Genomic DNA, 21,825 nt, shown 5'->3' on the forward strand with positions numbered 1-21,825 from the left:
TGTCACAGTCTTTGCGCGTGAGACTCCAGGACGCGCTCGTTGATCGTAAATCCCAGGCCGGGTTTATCAGGAATCTCTATCATACCGTCCCTCACAGCCACAGTCTCCTCGACGAGGTCGTGGATCATCGGGTTCGCACCGAGCGAATATTCGATGACGAAGCTTGCCGGGGAAGCCGCACAGATGTGCAGGCCCGAGAAGAAACACGGGGCACCGGCCCACAAATGCGGCGCGAAACGGAGGTTGAAGGCACTGGCGATCGCACCGATGCGCATGGCTTCCGTGATGCCGCCGCAGAAGGCCGGATCGGGCTGGAATATGTCGGCCGAGCGCAGGATCGCAAGATCGCGGAAGGCGAAACGAGTCGCCTCGCTCTCGCCGGCTGCGATTGGCACCTTGCCGGCGGCACGCACCTCCGCCATGCCGGGCTTGTCGTCGGCGATCACCGGCTCCTCGAACCAGGCGAGATCGCAATCTTGGACGAGCTGGATGAAACGCTTCGCCTCGGCAACGGTATAGGTCCCGTGCGCATCGACCATGAGATCCACCGAAGGTCCTAGTGCCTTGCGGGCAGCACGTACGCGGGCAGCCGAGACATGCGGCGCACGGTCCATTGAGCCGACCCGCATCTTGACCGACTTGAAACCGCCATTGGCAATGTAGGATTGCAGTTGATCGCCGATCTTCTCGGCATTCTCCCAGCCACCGGAGGCATAGGCAGGCAAGCGCTCCGCCTTACGCCCGCCGAGAAGCTTCCAGACCGGCGCGCCCAGCGATTTGCCAAGAATGTCCCAGAGTGCGATGTCGACCGCACTGATCGCGGCAACGGAGAGGCCGCGGCGTGCGAGTTCCGGCATCGCATGGCCCGACATCGCCGCCGTTTCGTGGCGCACGCCGTTATAAAGCATCTCCCAGATCGCGGAGATATCGGCGGGGTCGCGACCGACGAGCTTCGGCCCCACCTCATGGTTGAGCATGTGCACGAGCGTGCCATAGCTACCCGCACTGCCCGCAGCATTCTTGCCCTCACCCCACCCTACGATCCCGTCATCCGTCTCGATGCGCAGGATCGCCGCGTCGAAGGTCGTCAGCTGACCGAAATCGCTGCGGTGCTGTCGACTTGCTTCGATGGGTATGCGAACCCACCAAGCTTGGACGGTATTGATGCGCATTTCGCCTCCCCAACCTCACGGCGCGCCGGCCCGCGCAGGCATGCTTGGTGTCGGCCGTCACTTGATCAGTGGCAGGATGGTCTCTGCCGTGATCCGCATCTGGTCGTCGTAGAACTTCTCGGTGAGCAGGCTCGATCCGTGGTCCTGGATGAACTTGAGCTGCTCCGGCGGGATGTCGACCGGATTGCGCTCGACCATATCGGGATATTTAGCCGCCGGCGTGCGGTCGACCGGAGCCACGAACTCATTGGTGAGCGCGCCGTCGTAGCCGATCTCTTTCAGAGTGGCGACGATCTTCGGCCAGTCGAGATGACCGAGGCCTGCCGCAAAGCGGTTGTTGTCCGCCACGTGGAAATCGAAAAGCCGCTTTCCGGCGAGCCTGATCGCGTCGTACATGTCCTCCTCCTCGATGTTGAGGTGAAAGGCGTCGAGGCAGACACCACAATCGGGATGCACTGCGTCGGCGAGCGCGAGTGCTTGCGCGGCACGGTTGAAGAGATAGGTCTCGAAACGGTTGAGCGGCTCGATGGCCAGCCGAACGCCCTTTTTCTGGGCGTGGGCGAAGCATTCCTTGGTCGCATCGACGACCCACTTCCACTCCTCCTCCTCGGTGCCATCCGGAACGACCTTGCCGACGGTCGCCGGTACAAGGGTGACGATCTCGCCTTCGAGCTCACTCACCATGGTGATGACGCTCTTCACGTAGTCCACCGATTTTGCACGCTGGCCCTCGTCCTTGGCTGCAAGGTTGCGCTCGCCGAGCGTCAGCGTCACCGCGCCCCAGCAGCGAATGCCGTGTTCCTTGAGCAGACCCCGGGTGTCCTTGATGTCGTACTGGGCCGGCTCGCCCGAAATCTCGATGCTCTCGTAGCCGTACTTCTTGATGCGCTTCAGCGTGACGGCGAGAGGCTCCGCCCGCATCCAGTTGTGCGTCGAAAGATGCATAAACGTCCTCCCAGACTATCGTTATGCCCACGGCACCCGATGGGATACGCGGGACTTCTTCCTTTTGCGGCTCACCCGATCTGGTGTGGCCAATTATTCCCTTCAGAAGCTCTATCGCAAATTCGCGTCACCCGCAAGCCATCCATACACGCCACATTTATCTGCGTTTTTTCCTTGTTTATCCGAGAGTCTGAGCTCATTTCGGGTGTACGTCGCCTTCTAGCCGTCAATTGCTGGCTTGACCAGATTTTCATATTTGGTATGACCAGACTGCGGCTATCGTGGGGGAGACGTTTGCGGCACCAACGCTCGCAAAGGCCGGAGGGAGGAACGATGAAGGTCGGCATGTGCATGTTTCTCTGGACGACGAGCGTCGGCCGGAAACACGAGAAGCTACTCCGGGACATCAAGGCAACAGGCTTCGACGGCGTCGAGATTCCGATCTTCGAGGGCACGCCGGACGACTACCGTCGGCTCGGCGCGCTGCTCGATGGGATAGGGCTGGAGCGCACGGCCATCTCCGCCATGAGCAACCCTTCCATGAACCTGATCTCGCCTGATGCGGCGACGCGCAAGCGCGGCATCGCCTACATGCAATGGGCTATCGACTGCGCAGCCGCCCTCCGCGCCGACACGTTGAGCGGCCCGCTACATTCCACGCTCGGCCAGTTCTCCGGCACCGGGCCGACCGCTGCGGAGCTGAAGCGGTCCGTTTCCTCGCAGCGCGCGATCGGCGACCATGCTGCCAAGCGCGGCATCACCGTGGCGCTCGAGGCGCTGAACCGCTTCGAATGCTATCTCGTCAATACGATGGACGACCTTGCCGACCATATCGATGCGATTGGACATCCGAATATTCGTGCCATGTACGATACGTTCCATAGCAATATCGAGGAAGCCGATCCCATCGGAGCCTTCACCCGCAACAAGGACCGCATCGTACACGTCCACATTTCGGAGAACGACCGCGGCGTGCCGGGCCGCGGGAACATCCCGTGGACCGAGACCTTCAAGGCGATCCGCACGAGCGGCTATGACGGCTGGCTGACGATCGAGGCTTTCGGTCGCGCATTAAAGGACCTTGCGGCCGCAACGAAGGTCTGGCGCGATTTCTCCGAGACGCCCGAAGCGGTCTATCGCGATGGATACCGTCACATCCGCAACGGATGGCAGGCAGCGGCATGACGGGCGCCCTGCCGATGGACGAAATCAAAGAGGCTCAAGGGCATCCCGCTTTCCAGCGGCACCGCTGGAAGCGGACAAGATGCTCTAGAATCTAGAGTGCTAGAGCGTCCTTTGCGCGTTCAGTTGAACGCACGGCGCTCTAGCCGGAATGGCCCTGCGCTGCATCTTCCCGCACGCGATCAGGAGCGGCGGAAGGAGACATTCGGGCGAATTCAGCTGAGCCGTCACTTGCCACCACTGAAGCGTGGCGGCGTGCAGCTTTCGCTTAAGCTGGACAGCTACAGCGCCGTGCGTCTTTTCAGACGCACAAAGGTCGCGGTAGCACTTTGAATTGCTGCATGTTTCCTTAAATCGGTTCCGATTTAAGGAAACATGCAGTAGCCACCAAGCGCCTGACCTTCCGTCGGCAGGTCAGTTAGCTCCGTGCTTGAACGCGACACATGGGCTATGACTCCCCGCTAGCCGCCGCTCCCGCCGCGCGATCTTCGCGCCAGGCGAGGACAGGCGCTATGGCCTCGCGAAGCACGGCGAGATCCGACGCTTCGATCTTTCGGAAGGGACGCCGCGAAGTCCCGCAGCGGACGCCCATAATGCCGAGCAACGCCTTGGACCCGGGCATGACGCCTACCCTGATCAGCACCTGGATCACGCGGTTGGCCATGACCTGCAGCCGCCGGGCTTCTTCGATCCGCCCTTCCGCTGCGCACGTCCGCAGGGTGACGAACACGTCTCCCATGAAGTTATAGGTCGTGCCGATCGCACCCTGTGCCCCCATCGCAAAGCCGGCGAGGCACATTTCGTCATAGCCGTTGTAGACGATCGCCTCAGGTACTGCATGGCGAATGCGTTCGAGCTGGAACATGTCGCTCGACGTATGCTTAATACCGATAATGTTCGGATGCGAGAGAAGCTCGACCAGTTCGGGTAGGGTGAAGCCACTGGTGCGGGCGGGAAAATTGTAGACGATGAGCGGCAAGCCAGAGGCGTCGGCCAGCTCTCGATAGTGCGCCATGACTTCGGGCCGGGAGAAATCGTAGTAGAAAGGCGGGATGGCGGAGATCGCTTGGTAGCCGGCCTTGGCCGCGTGCTCTGAAAGCCGCAGCGCGTCTCGCGTCGCGATCGTGCCGACATGGGCGATGAGCTTTAGCCGGCCCTCCGCCGCGGCAGCGACATCGGAGAGACAGGCAGCGCGCTCCTCGAGCGACTGCAGCATCGCTTCGCCCGAGCTGCCCCCCACATAGACGCCGTCAACACCAAGCCGGACCTGAAAATCGAGGAGCGGGCCGATGGCCTGCCGGTCGATGGCCTCGTCTTCGGAAAAGGGAGTAAGGAGGGCTGAATAAATCCCTTCGGGTTTCATCATTGTGATCGCTTTCAAAGGCTCGTGGAGAAAAGCTCGGGCAGTTCGTGGCGGGCCGCAGCGCCAAGCTGCATGACCGCCTCATTGGGGGCGGAAGTGTAAGGCCAGAGCAGCTCCGGACCGATAGGGCACCAGCGGCCTGCTGTAGCCATCGCCTTGTCGAGGGCGGCGTTCGACAGGCCGTAGCGCGCGGCAAGCGGGAGGACATGTTCCTTCATGAAGCAGACGACGCGGGCCTCGAACGCGAGGGCAGCCGTAGGATTCTCCCCGAGCTGCCGCCACCACCGCACAGCGCCGGCGGGGCTCAGGCACGCGACATTCGAATAGGAGCCGCGGCCGCCGGCGAGGCAGCCGCTCGCCATGAAATGCCCGGGAATAAAGACGGCGAGATCCGGCAGTTTTCGGCGAAGTTCTTCGTACCAGATTTCATCGCCTCCAGGCAGCTTTGCGCCGATAAGCGTGGGCACAGCGGCCCTGAGCTTTGCGATCTCGTCGAGGCTCAGCCGGCGCTTGGCGTGCGGCGGATTGTAGAGGACCAGCGGAATGTCAGGCGCTGTTGCCGTCATGCCGGAAAAAAAACGCTCCGCTTCGTCATAGCTGGGTGCCCACCAGTCGGGCAGGGTGACCTGAACGGCATCGGGCCGTAGTGATGCGACACGGGCCAGCCGCTCGCGTGCGACGCGTGCATTCGTGTGCGAAACGCCGATCTGGAAAGGCAGGCCAACCGTGCGGCAGAAATCGGCGACCACTTGGCTCAGCCGGTCGAACTCTTCTTCCGTTTGGCTATGAAATTCGCCTGCCGTGCCGTTGGTGTAGATGCCCTGCAGTCCGCTCCCGTGAAGCATCGATAGCTGCTCTTGCAAGGCGGACCATTCGATCCCCCCTCTTTGATCGACCGGCAAAAGCACCGCTCCCCATATGCCTTCGAATGGTTTGGCGGGAAGACTCACCGGGCAGCTCCGAGCATCTGGTCGGGAATGAAGGTGACGAGTGCTGGAAAGACGGTGATCAGCACCAGGACGATGATGAGCGGAACGAGCAGGGGGAGGATACCGCGAGCAAGCACGCCGAAGGAAATGTTGGCGACCTTCGAAACCACGAAGAGCGCCACGCCCATGGGCGGCGTCAATATGCCGATCATCAGGTTGAATACCACGATCACACCGAAATGGACGGGATCGATGCCGTATTGAAGTGCGGTCGGAACCAGCACCGGCACCACGAGCAGCAGGATCGCCAAAGCCTCGATGAACGTGCCGAGCGCAAGCAGCATGAGGTTCACCAGGATGAGGAAGGTCAGCGGGTCATCCGCATAGGTGAGGAAGAACGCGGCCACATGCTGAGGCACCTGTTCGCGCGCGATCACGTAGCCGAACAGCGACACGCCCATGATAAGAAGGCCGACGGCAGCGGTGTGGCTCACCGTCTCGCGGAGCACGGTCACGAGTTTGGCGAACGTAATTTCGCGGTAGACTACGACACCCAGGAAGAGAGCATAGCAGGCCGCGACCACGGCAGCCTCGGTCGGCGAGAATATTCCCGCAAAGATGCCGCCGATGATGATGAAAGGCGTCATGAGCGGGAAGAGCGCGCGCCAGAAGGTGGACCAGATCCGGCGAACGCTGGCGCGCTGCTCGGTCGCATAGTTCCGCCGCCATGCGATGACATAGACCATGACCATGAGCGAGGCGGCGCAAAGGAGACCCGGCACGATACCGCCCAGGAAAAGGCCCCCGATCGAGGTGTTGGCAATCACGCCGTAGACCACGAGGGGAATGGAGGGCGGGATGAGCGGCCCGATGATGGCGGACGCGGCCGTGATAGAACCGGAGAACTGCTCGTCATAGCCGGCGTCGCGCATGGCCTTGATCTCAAGCTGACCAAGGCCGGCAGCATCGGCGACGGCCGAGCCGGACATGCCGGAGAACATCACGCTCGCCATGATGTTCACATGGCCGAGCCCGCCCCGGACGTGGCCGACAAGTGCCTTGGCGAAATCGAAAATACGCTCGGTCACGCCGGAAAGATTCATCAATTGGGCTGTGAGGATAAAGAAGGGAACGGCAAGAAGCGGGAAGCTGTTGAGGCCGGCGACCATGCGCTGCCCGGCAAAATTCAGTCCCGTACCCTGCCAGAGCATATAGGCGAGCGCCGCCACGATGAGTGTGAAGCCTACCGGCATGCCGGCGATCAGAAGAGCAAACCATCCGCCGAAGAGGGCCGTCATCTAGAGATACCTTTCGGAAGGGGCATTCATGACCTCATGCCCGCCACTCAAAAGCGTTCGGGCATCCCGCGCCATGACAAGCATGATCCGGATAGAAGCCAACAGGCCGAAAACAGGCAAAGCTCCGTAGAGCCAGGATTCCGGCACGCCGATCGCAATCGACATCACCCTGTGGGCGCGCATGGCGCCGAAGGCGCCGTAATAGACGAGGATGAAAAGGGCGGCGAGCACCAGAAGGTCCAGAACGAGGCGCAGTATGAGCTGCGCCCGCTCCGGAAGCATCAGCGGCACGATGTCCATGGTAATGTGCGTCCGCGAGGTGATGCCCTCTGCCGCGCCAAGCGCCACCAGCCATACGAAGGCGTAGCGCGCGGCCTCCTCCGTCCAGAACAGCGGATCGCGGAGGATGAACCGGGTGATGATCTGCAGCGCGATTACGACGAAGGCGAAGACCAGGAGAATCGCGGCCAGCGTCTCTTCGATGTGGGTAAGTCTTCGCCAGCGGCTTGGATTGGCCATGGTTGAATATCCGGAGTTAGAGGCGCTGCCGCGAGCGGCAGCGCCTAGACGGTCTAACGGAGATCGAGCAACGTCTGCACGGTGCCGGCACCGAACTGCGCATCCAGATCCGCATAGACAGGCTTCATCGCCTCGCGGAAGGCGGCCTTGTCAGGCTCGACCACGGTGATGCCGCGCTCGCGGAAAGCGTCGACGAGGCTTGCTTCCTTTTCCGTGACCAGCTTGTTATTGACGCCGCCGCCCGCCTCGAAAGCCTCGATCACGACCTTCTGGTCGGCGGGTTCCAGCGCGTTCCATGTATCTTCCGACATGAGGATGAGCTGGTCCTGAACCAGATGTCCGGTCAAAGACACATGTGACTGCACCTCGGTGAACTTCATCGCGTCGATGATGGGCAGCGGGTTTTCCTGGCCGTCAACCTGGTTGGTTTGAAGGGCAAGATAGACCTCCGCGAAAGCCACCGGCGTGGGGCTGGCACCCATCGCCTTCGCCCAGGTGAGAAGCGGCGCCGAGTTCGGCACGCGCAACTTCATGCCGGCGAAATCGGCAGGTTTTTCGATTGGTTTTTTCGCAGTCGTGTGCCGCGTCCCGAAATACCAGGAATCGACCGTGCGCCACTTGTGCTCGTTTCGCATCTCCTCGACGATTCCTTTACCCCAGTCGGAGGCGATAATCTTTTGCAGATGATCGAAATCACCGACCACATAGGCCGTGCTGGCCACCACCGCGCGCGGAACCCAGGCATCCATCCCGCCGAACGGGTTGAGCGTGAAGTCGAGCTCGCCGAGCGTGACCTGCTCCATCATCTCGGTGAAGGTACCGAGTTGGGAATTGGGGAAGATTTCCAGCGTCAGCCGGCCACCGGATTTCTCCTTGATGATGCGCGCCGCCTCCGTGACGCCTTCAAATTGCGGATCGCCAGCAGTGCCTTGCATGCCCAGCCTCAGCGTGCGTGTCTCTTGGGCCGAGACTGGCGATGCCATGAGCAGGCCCGCGAGGGCGAGCGAAATCAATCCTGTTTTCATTGAATATTCCTCCCTTATCGTATCGCCCTTATGGGCTTTTTCGTCTGTATTTGCGTTCCGCATTCTCCAGATGCTCGCGCATGACACGGCCGGCACGCTCCGGATCGCGCGCGCGGATTGCCTCCACGATCGCGACATGCCCCTCGAAACTCTCCCTGTTCGAAATCTCCGGCCGGGCCGGCAAAGGCCGCTGACCGATCAGCCAATCGACGAAAGCATCGTGGACGGCGACGAAAATGGGATTTGAAACCATCTCGGTCAGCGTCCGATGAAAGGCGACATCGGTCATGGCAAAGGCGCGGGCCTTGCCGATCGCGGCCTCATTGCGGGCAAGCGCGGCCTCGATTGCCTCGATCTGCTCTGCCGTGGCGTGCGATGCGAGATGGCGCGCGCAGCCTTCCTCCAGAAACAGGCGTGCCTGCTCGACATTGGCGACACCCTCCGGCCGGCCGAGCAGCATGCGCGCCGCGCCTGCGAGCGAAGACAGGAAATGATCGGGCGTCGGCCGCGTGACTTTGGCCCGCTCGCCCGTGTTGATCTTCACGAGGCCCATGCGCTCCAACGCATAGAGCGCTTCGCGGATCGACGGCCGCCCGACCCCAAACATTTCCATCAGGTCCCGCTCGGAGGGGAGCGTGCTGCCCAAAGGATAAATCTCCTCGCGGATCATCTCCTCGATCCGGAGCCGGACTTCATCGGAGAGTTTTTTGCGGATAGCGAGCGCGGTCATGGTCTAACTGTTAGGGTGTTATACCAGAAAAGTCAACAGTCGCGCTGCGGCCGTTGCCGGCCGTAAGATGCCAGTCCGATAGCCGTTTGGACGAACTGCTCACGGCCACCTATTGCGGGGGGTGTCGTTCAATGCGCGGGGGTGTCGTTCAATCTTCAGGTTGGCATCGCCGCTTCCGCCGGATGGCTTTCAGCTTTGGCCGATCCTTACAACCGATTCCTCACGTCGGCTTTCCCAATGGGGTTTTTGGCCGTCCTCTCGAGAACGATCGAAGCGCTACAGCGCCGTGCGCCTTTCAGACGCACAAAGGTCGCTGTAGCACTTTGAATTGCTTCATGTTTTTATCCTTAAACCGATGACGATCTAAGGAAACGTGCAGTAGAAATGTTACAGGGCCAAGCCGCTGTCACGGTCAAAGACGTGGACGTGGTCGGCGCTGACGTTTGTTTCAAACCGAGCGCCATGGCGGGCGGGATATTCGCCGTCCACAATCGCAACGACCGGCTGGCCGGCAAGATCGAAGACCACATGGGTCTGGGCGCCGGTAGGCTCCACCAATAGGGTCTTTCCGGTGAGCGCCGTCCCGCCGGCGCCGGGGCTTAGATGTTCTGGGCGCAGGCCAATAGTGACGGACTGGCCGACCTTTACCTTCCGATCCGGCGCGATGGTAATTTTCGAACCGTCGCCGAGGCGTGCGGCCGGCTGGCCGTTGTCGCCCTCTACCGTGCAATCGAGCATATTCATGGCCGGCGAGCCGATGAAGGCGGCGACGAAGAGATTGGCAGGCCTCTTGTAAAGTTGGAGCGGTGTACCGGTCTGTTCCACCTTGCCCTGATTCAGCACCACGATCTTGTCGGCGAGCGTCATGGCCTCGATCTGGTCGTGCGTGACGTAGATAGAGGTTGTCTTAACTTTCTGATGCAGCGTCTTGATCTCGGAACGCATCTGTACACGCAGCTTGGCATCAAGGTTCGAGAGAGGTTCGTCAAAGAGGAAGATCGCCGGATCGCGCACGATGGCACGACCCATGGCCACGCGCTGGCGCTGACCGCCGGAAAGCTGCGCAGGCTTGCGGCCAAGCAATGCTGTTAGATCGAGCATGCGCGCGGCTTCGTTTACCCGGCTTTCTATGTCCGCTTTCGGGAAACCTGAAAGCTTCAGATTGAAGCCCATGTTCTCCGCAACAGTCATATGCGGATAGAGCGCGTAGGACTGGAATACCATGGCGACGTTGCGCTCACGCGGCGTCAGATTATTGACGACCATGCCATCGATGGCGATTTCGCCGCTGCTGATCTCCTCGAGACCGGCGATCATGCGCAATAAGGTCGACTTCCCACAGCCGGAAGGGCCGACGAGGGCGATGAATTGGCCATCTTCTATCGCAAGCGAGATGTCATGGATGACCTCAAGGGAGGCATAGGCCTTTCGCACATTTCTCAATTCGACCGACGCCATATTCTGTTGCTCCATGATTTCGCTCAAGACTTCACGGCGCCAGCGGTCAGGCCGGCAATGATATGCTTCTGAGCGACGAAGAAAACGATGACCGTTGGCAGGATGGTCAGCGTAATGAAGGCGAGCACCAACTGCCATTCGGTGCCGTACTCACCGCGATAGACCATGATGCCAAGCGGCCAAGGGTATTTCGATTCCGAATTCAGCATGATCAGCGGCAGGATATAGCTGTTCCAGCTACCGACAAAGGAGATGATACTCACGGTTGCAACTATCGGCCGCGACAGCGGAAGCGAGATATGCCAGAAGAAACGCAGATAACCGCAGCCGTCAACAAATGCCGCCTGGAACAGTTCTTCCGGGAGGTTGCGAAAGTAATTCCTGAAAAGCAGGATACTCATGCCCAGGCCGAAGGCGACCTGTGGCAGCACCACCCCCCAATAGGTATCGAGCAGGCCGAGATCGCGGATGCGGATGAAAAGCGGCAGGATCGCGGTTGCCGCCGGGAACATCAGGCCAAGCAGGAAATAGTTGAGCAGGAACGAGGAGCCGAAGAAGCGCACATGCGCGAAGGCGAAGGCCGCCATCGCCGAGACGATGAGCGTAAGAGCGACCGTCAGCGCCGCGATGATCAGCGAATTGAAGATCTGCAGCCAATAACGCTCGCCGAAAAGGATATCCGCATAATTCGACCATTGCCATTCGGCCGGAAGCCCGAACGGGTTGGTGCGCAGGTCGCCCAGTGTCTTAAATCCGCCGAGCGCCGTGGTTAGTAGCGGTATCAGAACCAGAGCCGCGATCAGCGTCAGCGACACGTAGAGATAGACGCGCGTCCGCACGGGCATGCGAAGGGTGGAGACGGTATCAATCATTGCGCATGAATATCCTTTTGTAACCGAAGGCGAGCGTGACGCAGATGATGAAAAGCACGACGCCGACGGCACTGCCGAGGCCGACCTGCATGCGCATGACGCCATAGGTATAGAGGAAGGTGACCATCGTCTGAGTGGAGTTCGACGGACCGCCGCCGGTCAGCGGCATGATCATGTCGAACAGCTGCAGCGAGCCTATGACCGCAAAGAAGATGGAAAGGCGCAAGGTCGATCCGAGCAATGGAAGTGTTACGTAGCGGAACTTCTGCCAGCCCGTGGCCCCATCGATCTCGGCAGCTTCCAATACGCTCTTGTCGAGCGACTGCAGGCCCGCAATGAAGAGCATCATATGGAAGCCAAAATACTTCCAAACGATGACGCCGAGCACCGCGTAGATGGCGACGTCCTTGTCCGCAAGTACGTAGGGAGTTGCAAAGCCGAAGAAGTTGGAGATTGCCGCAAAGAGGCCGTAGTCACCGTCATAGACGAAACGCCAGATGAGACCGGCTGCGACATCCGCAAGCACGTAAGGCAGGAAGAAGATCAGCCGGAAACCCACGACGCCCGGGATGCGATGCGCCAGCATCGTCGAGAGCCAGATCGCCAGTGGAACCTGGATGGCGATCGATATCAGGATGATCAAGCCGTTGTTGATCAGCGCCTGAGTGAAGGCGGCATTGAGGAAAAGCACCTGGAAATTGCGAAAGGCAATGAATTCTGTCGGCGTGCCGTAGCCGTTCCATTTGTATAGGCTGTACCAGGCCGCCTCGCCCATCGGCATGATGACGAACAGCGTGAAGAGCAGGATAGCTGGCGGAAGAAAGAACACCAGCACTGCCCAGCGGTCATGCGCAACCGAACTGCGCTTCCTGGTGACACTCTTGGCCGGCCTTGCTATGCCGATCGCGGATGAAATCGAGATATTCGCCATCTGTCCTGCTTTCGCATTCGCGTTGTCCGCTCCCGGCACCCTACTGCATGTTTCCTTAAATCGGAGCCGATTTACGGATGAAAACATGCAGCATTTCAAAGTGTTACAGCAACCCTTTGTGCGTCTGAAAAGACGCACGGCGCTGTAGCGGCGCCGGGAAGGAATGCGGAGCCAATTACTGCTCGAGTTCGAAGGCGTCCTGGATCTGCTGGGCACCGTCCTGCGGTGTCATCTGGCCGGAGACGATTTCCACGGACACATCGTTCACGACGCGCCCGACGGCGGCACCGAGATCCTGGTCGAAATAGTTCTGGTGCCAGGTCGAAGCGGCCAGCTGCTTGGCGGATTGGGCAAGGAGTGGGTTTGTCACGCCGTCATCGGCGCCGATGGCCACCGGCAGAAGCATGGCAGCTCTGGCCATCGCTCGTTCGTTTTCTGCGCTCGTCAGATATGCAAGGAAATCGATCGCTTCCTTTGACGCCTTCTTCGTCACCGCCCAACCGTTCAGGCCGCCCAAAGTATCGGTCACCTTGCCCGCGCCGCCTTCCACTGCCGGGAATGAGAAGCGGCCGATATTTTCCGGCGCCAGCCCCTTGCCGTCACCAGCATTCTTGCGCTGGTTGGCTTCGGTGTTTTCGAACCCGAGGATCATCGCCGCCTTGCCGTCGCCAAAGACGCCGAGCGTTTGCGGCCAAGTTGCGCCGAGATAGCCAGGCTGAAATGGTTCGAGCTTTCCAAGCTCTGCAAGATCCTCGCCGGCCTTGATTATGGCGGGGTCGAGGAAGCCTTCGCCCTCACCCTTCTTTGCAGCATCGAAGACCTTCTGGCCGCCCTCGCGCATGACGAGGTAGCTCCAATAGAAATGGATCGGCCACTTCTCGCCGCCCCCACCGGCGATTGGCACAATGCCCGCATCCTTGAGCTTCTTCACGGCCTCGAGGAAGTTGGCCCAAGTCTTGATATCCTCGGCCTTCAAATCAGCCTTGGCGAAGAGCTCTTTGTTGTAGAAGAAGCTGACCAGACCGACCTTGTAGGGCACTGCCCATACCTTGCTGTCGAACGTCAGACCGTTGACAGAGGCGGGGCTATACGTGTTTCGCAGCTTGCCGTCTTCGGCGTCGAGCACCGCCGTCACGTCCTGAAGTGCACCCGTTTCAGACTGCTGCTTGAGCACGCCACCGCCCCAACTGAAGAAGAAGTCGGGGATGTCGTCGGACTGGAGCAGCGTCGGCAATTTCGCCTTGAAGGCCTCGTTTTCCAGAAACTGCATCTGGATATCGACGTCTGGATGCTGCCCTTCATACTTTTTGGCTATCTCCTCCCATTTGGCCACGTAGGTTGGATCGAGCTCCAGGTGTAGCCACTTGACCACGGTTTTTGCTGACGCAGCACCGGCTCCGAGCATCACGGAAATACCTGCAGCCGCCGCCAGAAATGCGATGCTCTTGCCGCGAAGGGCAATCCTCTTGTCCGTATGTGTCATGATCTTTCCTCCCAGAAGCTCAATGTTTCCTCCCATTCATTTATTCCTTATTGCGGATTAATTCAGCGGAGCTTTTGCTCGATGTCAAGCCAAACACCCGATTTTTCGAGAAATTCGCTTGACATGGGGCGGTAACTCTCTGTTATTTAATCCGCAATCCGGTAAAAATATTTCCCCTCCACCGACGAAGCAATTGCCTGGCTAGTACTTTATGAAGACTGCAGACCCAGAATTGATGCGCGCGATCAATCGCTTGAACGTGCTGGACACGATCCGCCGACACGGACCGATCGCACGCGTGGAGATCAGCCAGCGCACGGAACTTTCAACCACCACCGTATCTGCAATTACCGCCTCACTGCTCGACGACGGGCTCATTCTGCCGCGCCATGAAGGGGACATTCGCAACGAAGCGGCCCGCGGCCGCCCCCGCGTAATGCTGGAGTTGAACCCTGATGCCGCGCGTGTTGTCGGTGCAAAAATCGCGGCGAGCAGGCTCGTTTTCGTCGTCACCGATTTTCGTGGCGACGTGCTTTCAAAGCTCACGCTGCCGATCCGCATCGACCGGCAGCCAATCGCCGTCACAGCCGATCTGGTGGAGGACGGGGTTCGGCGCTGCGTCGTTGACGCAGGTTTGTCCCTGGAGGATGTCGACACCGTCTGCCTCGGCCTTCCGGGCGTTGTCGAGCATCGAACCGGCTACGTCCGCAGCAGCCCGATCTTTCGGGACACGAATGTTGATTTCGCTTCCGAGATGACCGCGCGACTAGGTACGCCGACCATCATCGAGAGCGACGCGCATGCCATCACGCTTGCCCATCACTGGTTCGGCAAGGCGCGAGATCTCGAAGACATGGTTTTGGTCTCTTTGGAACAAACGATCGGCCTTGGCGTGTTGCATGGCAATCAGCTCTTCCGAGGGGCAGGCGGCCTAAGCCACAATCTCGGCGACCTCGTGCTCGGCGTGGGCGCGCAGGGGCACACGGTGCGGCTGTCGAGCCGGGCAGGCGAAAGTGCAATTCTTGGCGAACAGCAGGCGGACGGGCGCTTCGCAGAAGCCATCCGCCACGGCCGCGGCATGAAGCATGCTCAGGCGCTCATCAAGGCGGAGGACAACGTTATCATCGGCGCCGCCGTGCGCGCCGGAGAGGCGGTCGGGCTGACGATTGCCAATATTGTCACGCTCTTCGCCCCGCCGCGAGTAATTCTCGTCGGTTCCAGCCTGGCTCTCGGCGAGCCGTTTCTGAACAGCTTACGCGACGCTTATGCGCTCGCGATCCCACCATCTCTGAATGGCGTGACCGAGCTCGTTTTCGACGACTCAACAGACGATTTCTGGGCACAGGGCGCAGCGGCCGTTGCCCTTCACGAACTCTACGAGTCCCCTTGGAGTACAACAGGGCCGGCGCTCTGAGATTACAAAAATCACCGGGAGGAAAATCATGGAGAAAGTTGGCATTGGCATCATCGGGTGCGGCAACATTTCGGGTGCATATCTGAAGGCCATGGCCTCATTCCCCATTCTCGACATCCGCGGCATCGCCGACCTCGACCGATCTCTCGCGGAGGCGAAGGCGGCCGAATTCAACGTGGCGGCAAAGAGTGTCGACGAGCTTTTTGCCGATCCGAAAGTGGAAATCATCGTCAACCTGACGATACCGAAGGCCCATGTGGCCGTTGGCATGCAGGCGCTTGACGCTGGAAAGCATACATATTCCGAAAAACCGCTCGGGATCAGTTTCGCGGAAGGGCAAAGATTGGCGGAAGCCGCGGAGTCGAAGAAGCTTCGCATCGGCGCCGCACCGGATACCTTTCTCGGCGGCGGCCATCAGACGGCCCGCGCCTTGGTCGACAAGGGCGTGATCGGCCAGCCGGTCGGCGGCACCGCTGCCTTCATGTGCCCCGGTCATGAGCGATGGCACCCAAACCCGGCATTTTATTACGAAGTCGGCGGCGGGCCGATGCTCGACATGGGCCCCTATTACATCACCGATCTCGTCAATCTCTTCGGACCGGTCGCACAGGTCGCCGGCTTTGCGATTGCTCCGCGCAGAGAACGCGTCATCACCAGCGAGCCGCGCAATGGCGAGCGCGTTCCGGTGCAAGTGCCGACCCACGTCGCCGGCGTGATGGCGTTCGCCAATGGTGCAGTCGTTCAGATCAGCATGAGCTTTGATGTCGCCGGCCACAAGCACGTGCCGCTCGAGATTTACGGAACCGAGGGCACGCTGATCGTGCCGGATCCAAACCATTTCGGTGGCGAGGTTCAGTTCCTGAAGAAGGGCGGCAGCTTCGAGCCGCAGGAACTGACAGCACCTTACGGGGATGGCAACTACCGCTCGCTCGGGGTTGCAGATCTTGCGCACGCCATCCGCTCGAACCGCCCGCACCGGGCGAACGGCAGTCTCGCGTTGCACGTTCTTGAAGTCATGGAGGCATTCCAAACGGCCTCCGAAAACAGCTGCGTCGTCACCATAACCACCCAGACGGAGCGGCCGGCGCCGCTGTCGGATTCGCTCGTCGGTGGGCGGTTGGGTAAATAATATCAGGAGGAAAAGTCATGCGTGAAGCACTGATCGTCTGGGGCGGCTGGAGCGGCCACGAGCCTCAGGAATGCGCTGCCATCATTAAGGACATGCTCGAGGAGGACGGCTTCAAGGTCTACGTGGAACACAGTACCGAAGCCTTCGCTGATCCCTCGGTACATGACCTGAGCCTCGTCATTCCGATCATCACTATGTCAAAGATTGAGAAGGAAGAGATCAAGAACCTGGCTGCCGCCATCGAAAACGGCGTCGGCATCGCCGGCTATCACGGCGGTGCGGGCGATAGCTTCCGAGAATGCGTCGAATATCAGTTCATCATCGGTGGCCAATGGGTCGCCCACCCGGGCAACATCATCGACTATACCGTGAATATCACGCGGCCGGACGATCCGCTGATGGAAGGGATCACCGACTTTCCCTTTACGTCCGAGCAATACTACATGCATGTCGACCCATCGAACGAGGTGCTGGCGACGACAACTTTCACCGGCGACCACGCCTATTGGATCGATGGCGTTGTCATGCCCGTGGTATGGAAGCGGAAGTATGGTCAGGGCCGCGTCTTCTATTCGTCGCTCGGCCACCAGGCGAAGGAATTCGATGTCCCGCAGATGAAAACGATCTTCCGCCGCGGCGCCAACTGGGCGGCGCGATGAAGCGGAGGGAGCGCCATAGGTGGCGACGGACCTGTGCCCTTGCGGAATTGGCGATGTCCATCGCAAAGGCGGTACCCCGGCAAGGTGCTCCGTATGGGCGGGCCGCTGCCTCTCCCCTCACCTGCCCGGCCGCGAGTGACCTCGCGCCCGCGCGGATCTCAGCCCGTCACCGTCGAAACAATCAGGCGCGTTTACGAGGAGCGCGGAATTGTTTTCTTGACGAAGGACCAGCTCCGGATGGCGGAATTGGTGTGCGCTTAGGCGACAAACGTCGCTGACGATATAGCCGAACGTTGGATCACAGCCCGCGCCAGAAATCGCGCCTTTCCCGATTCGATTATGCGATCTTTCGAAGCACAGAACCGAAGATTGGCCGATCAGGATCACGTCCGCTTTGCGACCTGAATCGGGCTTAGTTAAATTCATGCGAGTGCGTTCTCGAGAGCGGCGCGGTGGCGGATCAGCCAACCGACGCTCCGCGCCTGCCAGGCGATCCCCCAGACGCGTGGAGCATTTTCGGTTTCGGGTGTGATCTTCTGCTCAATCACCTCGTTGGCAGCGCTTCGGGCGGCGAATTCGATGATCCTGTAGCCGAGCCGATGCCGGTCCTTGGCCGCCAGGCGGTACCCGTCCGCCAAAATGCGCACCTGCCGCATGCGGCGTCCGGCATCGGGCAGACCGTTCATCTCCGCGACGTCGTCATCATAGAGTTGGGCATTGTTCCACGCAGCCATGGCCATCTCAGTCAGCCGATCGACCGGACCTGCCGCTTCCCAGTCGATGAATGCAACGGGCTGGCCGTGTCGCGAAATCACGTTCCACGGGGCGGCATCGCAATGTCCGATGATGTCCGGCGTGCCGACCTCTCGACCAAACCAAGGGCGCCAGAGAGTGTCCGGCGCTGGCCTGAAGGACGCCGTTGCATCGTGCAGCCGCCGAATGAGATTGCCAAGCTCGTGAATGGCCTCGTCCGACCAGGGCGCCGGATTGATGACCTCGCCTTCGATATAGGTGAGGATTTCACGGCCTTGCTCGTCGAAGCCGTCTCCGACGACGCGGGGCGCCCCTGCGAAGCCCACCTCATGCAAATGGCGCAGCAGAGAATGGACCGACCGGGCCCAAGGGCCCGTCTCCCGAACGACGATCCCGCCGCGTCGGATAACGACGGTTCGCTCTCCCCCGGCGAGGGGGATGGCATCGGCTTCTTTCGTCATACGCGGATGATAGCAGCAGGGCGGTTGAATGACAGCCCGCCTCCCTCAGCAACAGGAGCATTTGCCTTGCCTCGCCGATTGGACCGCCGGACACGGCATATCCCCATAAGAACAGAACACGCAGCAATCGCCCTGTTTGGGCCGCAAGAGCGTCCCGCATGCCTTGCACTGGTAGAAATAGACGCAGGCATCGGGTGGCATAGTCTCAGTCGCCTTTTGCCCGCAGACCGGGCAGGTCAGGGTCGAGACCGTGGCGAAAGCAGGCTCGGTCATGGACATGGGGTTACAAGACGCCTTTCGCCGGGTAACCGGCATTTGTGGACGCCGCGGCGATGGCTTCGATCGTGGTTGCCGAAGGGTCGAAGACCACGATCGCTATCTTTGCGTCGAAATCGGTACGACTAAGCCACCGGCTCTTCCAGCCCGCTTCTCTGGTGCGACTTCCACAGATAGTAGCCGAGTACTGAACCAAAGAAGAAGGTATGGGCGATGAACTGTACCAGCGGACTCGCTTCCAGGAACCAGGGGAATAAGGCCGGTGCGATTACATAGAAGTTGATCAGCCAAAGGGCGAGGCCGAAGATGCTGCCTACGCCAATAAAGGCAACCGGCCCTCGCAACATTGCTGCGATTTCACCGAAGATCACCCCGTAGATGATCGCGAGTACCATATGAACGATTACACCGCCGACGCTTGCCGTCACGAGCGAATAGCTGGGATCGAGTGCCGCCGATCCGAGCGCTATGGCACCGATCATGCGCAGGGGCATAAAAAATGCTTCCGCTCCCATCATCAACGCGCTGACGATCATTTCAAAGGCAGCAAACACGATGCCCGCAACTACGCCTGCGATGGCGCCCTGCCGAAGACCCCACCGCATGTCGCGCGGTGTCACTGGCATGTGGATGTATTCCCGATAGGCCATGGCTCTCTCCCCTTCTTTGGGTACAACTCTCCTTAAAGCAAACGATCCGAGCGGGTCGGCTGTTCCCGCCTACCGACTGGATTCACGGGGAATTGAACGCTCGAAATTTCTCTCTGAACACCCGGCGTAATATCCTGCATGCGTGGAGCCGACGGATATGCCCCCTGAACTACCCGACCACAGCCTTATTCGCCTGCGGGCACGTCCGGAAACTATCTATGTCAGCAAAGGCCGGACCGTGCTTGCGACAGGCCGGGACGGCTTTGTCGACCAGAAGCCTGACCAGGGCCTGTTCGTTCATCAGACGCGGCTTTTATCCCGCCACCGCTATCTGATTGACGGTCATCCGCCACACGCTGTCTCCATTTCCAACGTGGCGCAGCACTCCTGGCTTGGCTATTACATCGCTCCGGCCCCGAAGGCGTTCACTCACCACCTAACCGTTGCGGATGTAGTCCAGAAAACGATCGAGCTGCGACTGTCGCGCTACGTCGGCGACGGCCTGCACGAGGATGTCGATCTGGCGAACTTCACGCAAGAAAACGTGAGCTTCACACTCGAACTCGATCTGGACGCTGATTTCGCCGATCAGGACGAAACCCGCGGCAAGCGCAGGCAGGCGGGACAGCTAACGTGCACCTGGGTTGAAGACGACGAAGCTCCGGAGCTTAGGTTCGACTACGAAGCACATCACTCTTACGAGCATCAAGGCGAGAAAGGAGCCGCATCAATCCGGCGAGGGCTCAGAGTTCGCGTCTCGAACACCACGACGCGGCCCCGATATGAAGGTCAGCGCATTGTTTTTGCGATCAACCTTGGTCCCTCTTCGCGCTGGCACTGCTGCGTTGACTTTATTCCGGTGATGGACGGTCGCGATCTGCGTCCAATCTACAGATGCAGGTCGTTTCGGCCGCAGGCCAACGACTATGACCGTTTTTCGCAAATCTTCATGAGAGAGGCCACGCGTTTTGCCAGCTCGGAAAGCATGACGCTGGCAAATGCGGTGGTTGGGACGCTCGAACAGGGCAAGCGGGATCTGGACGCTTTGCGGCTCCACGATCTCGATGCCGCTGAACGAGCCTGGACGACCGCAGCGGGACTGCCGACCTACATCGCGCTATTCGGTCGAGACGCGCTCACCGTGGCCTGGGAGGCCGCACCCGTCACAAGCGATATCATGCGAGGGACCTTGCCTGTGCTCGCCAAACTGCAGGGAAAGGAGATGAATGACTGGCGGGATGAGCAGGCGGGTCGAATGTTGCACGAAGCTCACACCGGCCCGCTCGCCGCTCTCAATTACACCCCGAAGAGCCGGTACTATGGTTCGATCACAACGTCCGGCTTTTACCCTTTCGTGGTGGCACAGCTGTGGCACTGGACGGGCGACAAGGCGCTCGTCAAACCCTACCTCGAACCCGCCATCGCCGCTCTTAAATGGCTGGACGAATTCTGTGATGAAGATCGCGACGGCTTCTGCGAATACAAGACTCGCTCGGAGCTCGGGCTCGAAAATCAGGCCTGGAAGGACTCCGGCGATGCGATTGTCTACGAGGACGGATCGCAGGTGCCGAAGCCGGTTGCAACCTGCGAAGAACAGGGAATCGTCTATGCCGCCATGATGAACCTTGCAGAAGTCTTGTGGTGGTTCGACCGGGGAGACGAGGCAAAGTATCTCTACAAAACGGCAAGGAAACTCAAGAAGCGCTTCAACGATGCCTTCTGGATGGAGAACGAAGGCTTTTTTGCAATGGCTCTTGATCCGGACAAGCGGCAGGTCGGGTCGATTGGCTCCAATGCTCTGCACTGCGTTGCCACAGGCATTGCTGATAGGGCACTTGTCCCTCGGACCCTGGAGCGGCTCTTTGCCGAAGACATGTTCACCGGCTGGGGCGTGCGGACGCTGTCGTCGCTGCATCCGGCCTTCAATCCTTATTCCTACCATCGCGGCACGGTCTGGCCGGTGGAGCACGGGCCGTTTGCGATTGGCGCCTATCGCTATGGATGTCATGACTATGTCGAACGGATATGTCGTTCGCAGTTCGAAACCGCCGCGCTTTTTGATTTTTTCCGGTTGCCGGAATGCATTGCTGGGCATCAGCGAGACGAGGACCATCCGTTTCCTGCCGTTTACCCGGCCGCCAATTCGCCGCAGGCATGGTCAGCGACTACCGCCTATACGTTGCTGCAGGCCATGCTGGGACTCCAGCCCTTTGCCCCTTTACGGATATTGTTCATCGATCCCTGGCTCCCGGCTTGGCTGCCGGAGATCACGCTCTCCAATCTGCATGTCGCGGATGCGACCATCACCATTCGCTTCTTCCGCAAGGCGAACGGACAAAGCGGCTACCAGGTGCTGGACAAACGCGGCTCTCTGCGCGTGCTTCGGCAGCCGAGCCCCTGGTCGCTGACGGCAAGCTACTGGGAACGCGCCAAGGGCGTTCTCATGAGCCTGGCACCGGGACATTGAACCCAAGAGCGCTATAGCGGCCTTTGTGCGTTTCAAAAGACGCATGTCGCTGTACCCGGGATGCGCCGGAGAGTTATCGCGTTTCGCCTGCTTGTGATATCTCTTACAG

20 protein-coding genes are annotated in these 21,825 nt (G+C 60.0%); 5 read left to right on the forward strand and 15 right to left on the reverse strand.

The annotated features are described in order from the left end of the window. Positions 1 to 2 precede the first annotated feature (2 nt). Positions 3 to 1,172, reverse strand: a complete 1,170-nt coding sequence (locus PYH37_RS06850; RefSeq protein WP_280730686.1) for a mandelate racemase/muconate lactonizing enzyme family protein — start codon at positions 1,170 to 1,172, stop codon at positions 3 to 5. 57 nt (positions 1,173 to 1,229) lie between these two features. Continuing rightward, positions 1,230 to 2,117 carry a sugar phosphate isomerase/epimerase family protein gene (locus PYH37_RS06855; RefSeq protein ID WP_280730687.1) on the reverse strand — a complete coding sequence of 296 codons (888 nt, stop codon included), beginning with the start codon at positions 2,115 to 2,117 and terminating at the stop codon, positions 1,230 to 1,232. Between the two features lie 333 nt (positions 2,118 to 2,450). Between PYH37_RS06855 and PYH37_RS06860 the strand changes: the two genes are divergently transcribed. Continuing rightward, the gene (locus PYH37_RS06860) at positions 2,451 to 3,302 is read left to right on the forward strand and encodes a sugar phosphate isomerase/epimerase family protein (protein ID WP_280730688.1); all 852 of its coding nucleotides are present in this window, start codon (positions 2,451 to 2,453) and stop codon (positions 3,300 to 3,302) included. A 445-nt stretch (positions 3,303 to 3,747) separates the two neighbouring features. Here the strand turns inward: PYH37_RS06860 and PYH37_RS06865 are convergent, their stop codons facing one another. The 10 genes from PYH37_RS06865 to PYH37_RS06910 all read right to left on the reverse strand — a co-directional run bounded on the left by PYH37_RS06865 (position 3,748) and on the right by PYH37_RS06910 (position 13,907). Beyond that, on the reverse strand, positions 3,748 to 4,662 hold the full coding sequence (locus PYH37_RS06865) for an N-acetylneuraminate lyase (RefSeq protein ID WP_342394641.1): 915 nt from the start codon (positions 4,660 to 4,662) through the stop codon (positions 3,748 to 3,750). A 14-nt stretch (positions 4,663 to 4,676) separates the two neighbouring features. Further along, complete coding sequence (locus tag PYH37_RS06870; RefSeq protein WP_280730690.1) at positions 4,677 to 5,612, reverse strand: dihydrodipicolinate synthase family protein; 936 nt, start codon at positions 5,610 to 5,612, stop codon at positions 4,677 to 4,679. Next, positions 5,609 to 6,889 (reverse strand): TRAP transporter large permease, encoded by a 1,281-nt coding sequence (locus PYH37_RS06875; RefSeq protein WP_280730691.1) that lies wholly within the window; start codon positions 6,887 to 6,889, stop codon positions 5,609 to 5,611. Before PYH37_RS06875 ends, PYH37_RS06870 begins: the two co-directional genes overlap by 4 nt. Further along, a complete protein-coding gene (locus PYH37_RS06880) occupies positions 6,890 to 7,408 on the reverse strand; it encodes a TRAP transporter small permease (protein WP_280730692.1) in 519 nt (172 codons plus the stop codon). A gap of 53 nt (positions 7,409 to 7,461) precedes the next feature. Beyond that, positions 7,462 to 8,433 carry a sialic acid TRAP transporter substrate-binding protein SiaP gene (locus tag PYH37_RS06885; RefSeq protein WP_280730693.1) on the reverse strand — a complete coding sequence of 324 codons (972 nt, stop codon included), beginning with the start codon at positions 8,431 to 8,433 and terminating at the stop codon, positions 7,462 to 7,464. A 28-nt stretch (positions 8,434 to 8,461) separates the two neighbouring features. After that, positions 8,462 to 9,163 carry a transcriptional regulator NanR gene (gene nanR, locus PYH37_RS06890; protein ID WP_280730694.1) on the reverse strand — a complete coding sequence of 234 codons (702 nt, stop codon included), beginning with the start codon at positions 9,161 to 9,163 and terminating at the stop codon, positions 8,462 to 8,464. 387 nt (positions 9,164 to 9,550) lie between these two features. Continuing rightward, positions 9,551 to 10,621 carry an ABC transporter ATP-binding protein gene (locus PYH37_RS06895; protein WP_280732432.1) on the reverse strand — a complete coding sequence of 357 codons (1,071 nt, stop codon included), beginning with the start codon at positions 10,619 to 10,621 and terminating at the stop codon, positions 9,551 to 9,553. A 23-nt stretch (positions 10,622 to 10,644) separates the two neighbouring features. Beyond that, on the reverse strand, positions 10,645 to 11,493 hold the full coding sequence (locus PYH37_RS06900; RefSeq protein WP_280730695.1) for a carbohydrate ABC transporter permease: 849 nt from the start codon (positions 11,491 to 11,493) through the stop codon (positions 10,645 to 10,647). Beyond that, entirely contained in the window at positions 11,486 to 12,424 is a 939-nt protein-coding gene (locus PYH37_RS06905) for a carbohydrate ABC transporter permease (protein ID WP_280730696.1), read from the reverse strand. The genes PYH37_RS06900 and PYH37_RS06905 overlap by 8 nt, the downstream gene beginning before the upstream one ends. A 175-nt stretch (positions 12,425 to 12,599) precedes the next feature. Next, positions 12,600 to 13,907, reverse strand: coding sequence for an ABC transporter substrate-binding protein (locus PYH37_RS06910; RefSeq protein WP_280730697.1), 1,308 nt, complete (start codon positions 13,905 to 13,907; stop codon positions 12,600 to 12,602). Positions 13,908 to 14,118: 211 nt separating this feature from the next. Here PYH37_RS06910 and PYH37_RS06915 point away from each other — a divergent pair, with 211 nt between their 5' ends. Genes PYH37_RS06915 through PYH37_RS06925 form a run of 3 tightly spaced genes read left to right on the forward strand, consistent with a single transcriptional unit; the run spans position 14,119 to position 17,109 of the window. Continuing rightward, positions 14,119 to 15,321, forward strand: a complete 1,203-nt coding sequence (locus PYH37_RS06915; protein ID WP_280730698.1) for an ROK family transcriptional regulator — start codon at positions 14,119 to 14,121, stop codon at positions 15,319 to 15,321. A 28-nt stretch (positions 15,322 to 15,349) separates the two neighbouring features. Then, a complete protein-coding gene (locus tag PYH37_RS06920) occupies positions 15,350 to 16,450 on the forward strand; it encodes a Gfo/Idh/MocA family protein (protein ID WP_280730699.1) in 1,101 nt (366 codons plus the stop codon). Between the two features lie 17 nt (positions 16,451 to 16,467). Continuing rightward, the gene (locus PYH37_RS06925; RefSeq protein ID WP_280730700.1) at positions 16,468 to 17,109 is read left to right on the forward strand and encodes a ThuA domain-containing protein; all 642 of its coding nucleotides are present in this window, start codon (positions 16,468 to 16,470) and stop codon (positions 17,107 to 17,109) included. A 422-nt stretch (positions 17,110 to 17,531) separates the two neighbouring features. Here the strand turns inward: PYH37_RS06925 and PYH37_RS06930 are convergent, their stop codons facing one another. The 3 genes from PYH37_RS06930 to PYH37_RS06940 all read right to left on the reverse strand — a co-directional run bounded on the left by PYH37_RS06930 (position 17,532) and on the right by PYH37_RS06940 (position 19,249). Continuing rightward, a complete protein-coding gene (locus tag PYH37_RS06930) occupies positions 17,532 to 18,323 on the reverse strand; it encodes a phosphotransferase (RefSeq protein WP_280730701.1) in 792 nt (263 codons plus the stop codon). 45 nt (positions 18,324 to 18,368) lie between these two features. Further along, positions 18,369 to 18,596: a GDCCVxC domain-containing (seleno)protein gene (locus PYH37_RS06935; protein ID WP_280732433.1), complete on the reverse strand. Its 228-nt coding sequence runs from the start codon at positions 18,594 to 18,596 to the stop codon at positions 18,369 to 18,371. A gap of 128 nt (positions 18,597 to 18,724) precedes the next feature. Then, positions 18,725 to 19,249 carry a hypothetical protein gene (locus tag PYH37_RS06940; protein WP_280730702.1) on the reverse strand — a complete coding sequence of 175 codons (525 nt, stop codon included), beginning with the start codon at positions 19,247 to 19,249 and terminating at the stop codon, positions 18,725 to 18,727. 157 nt (positions 19,250 to 19,406) lie between these two features. Here PYH37_RS06940 and PYH37_RS06945 point away from each other — a divergent pair, with 157 nt between their 5' ends. Then, a complete protein-coding gene (locus PYH37_RS06945; protein WP_280730703.1) occupies positions 19,407 to 21,716 on the forward strand; it encodes an amylo-alpha-1,6-glucosidase in 2,310 nt (769 codons plus the stop codon). Positions 21,717 to 21,825: the final 109 nt, after the last annotated feature.

The organism is Sinorhizobium numidicum, assembly GCF_029892045.1.
Taxonomy (GTDB): Bacteria; Pseudomonadota; Alphaproteobacteria; order Rhizobiales; family Rhizobiaceae; genus Sinorhizobium; species Sinorhizobium numidicum.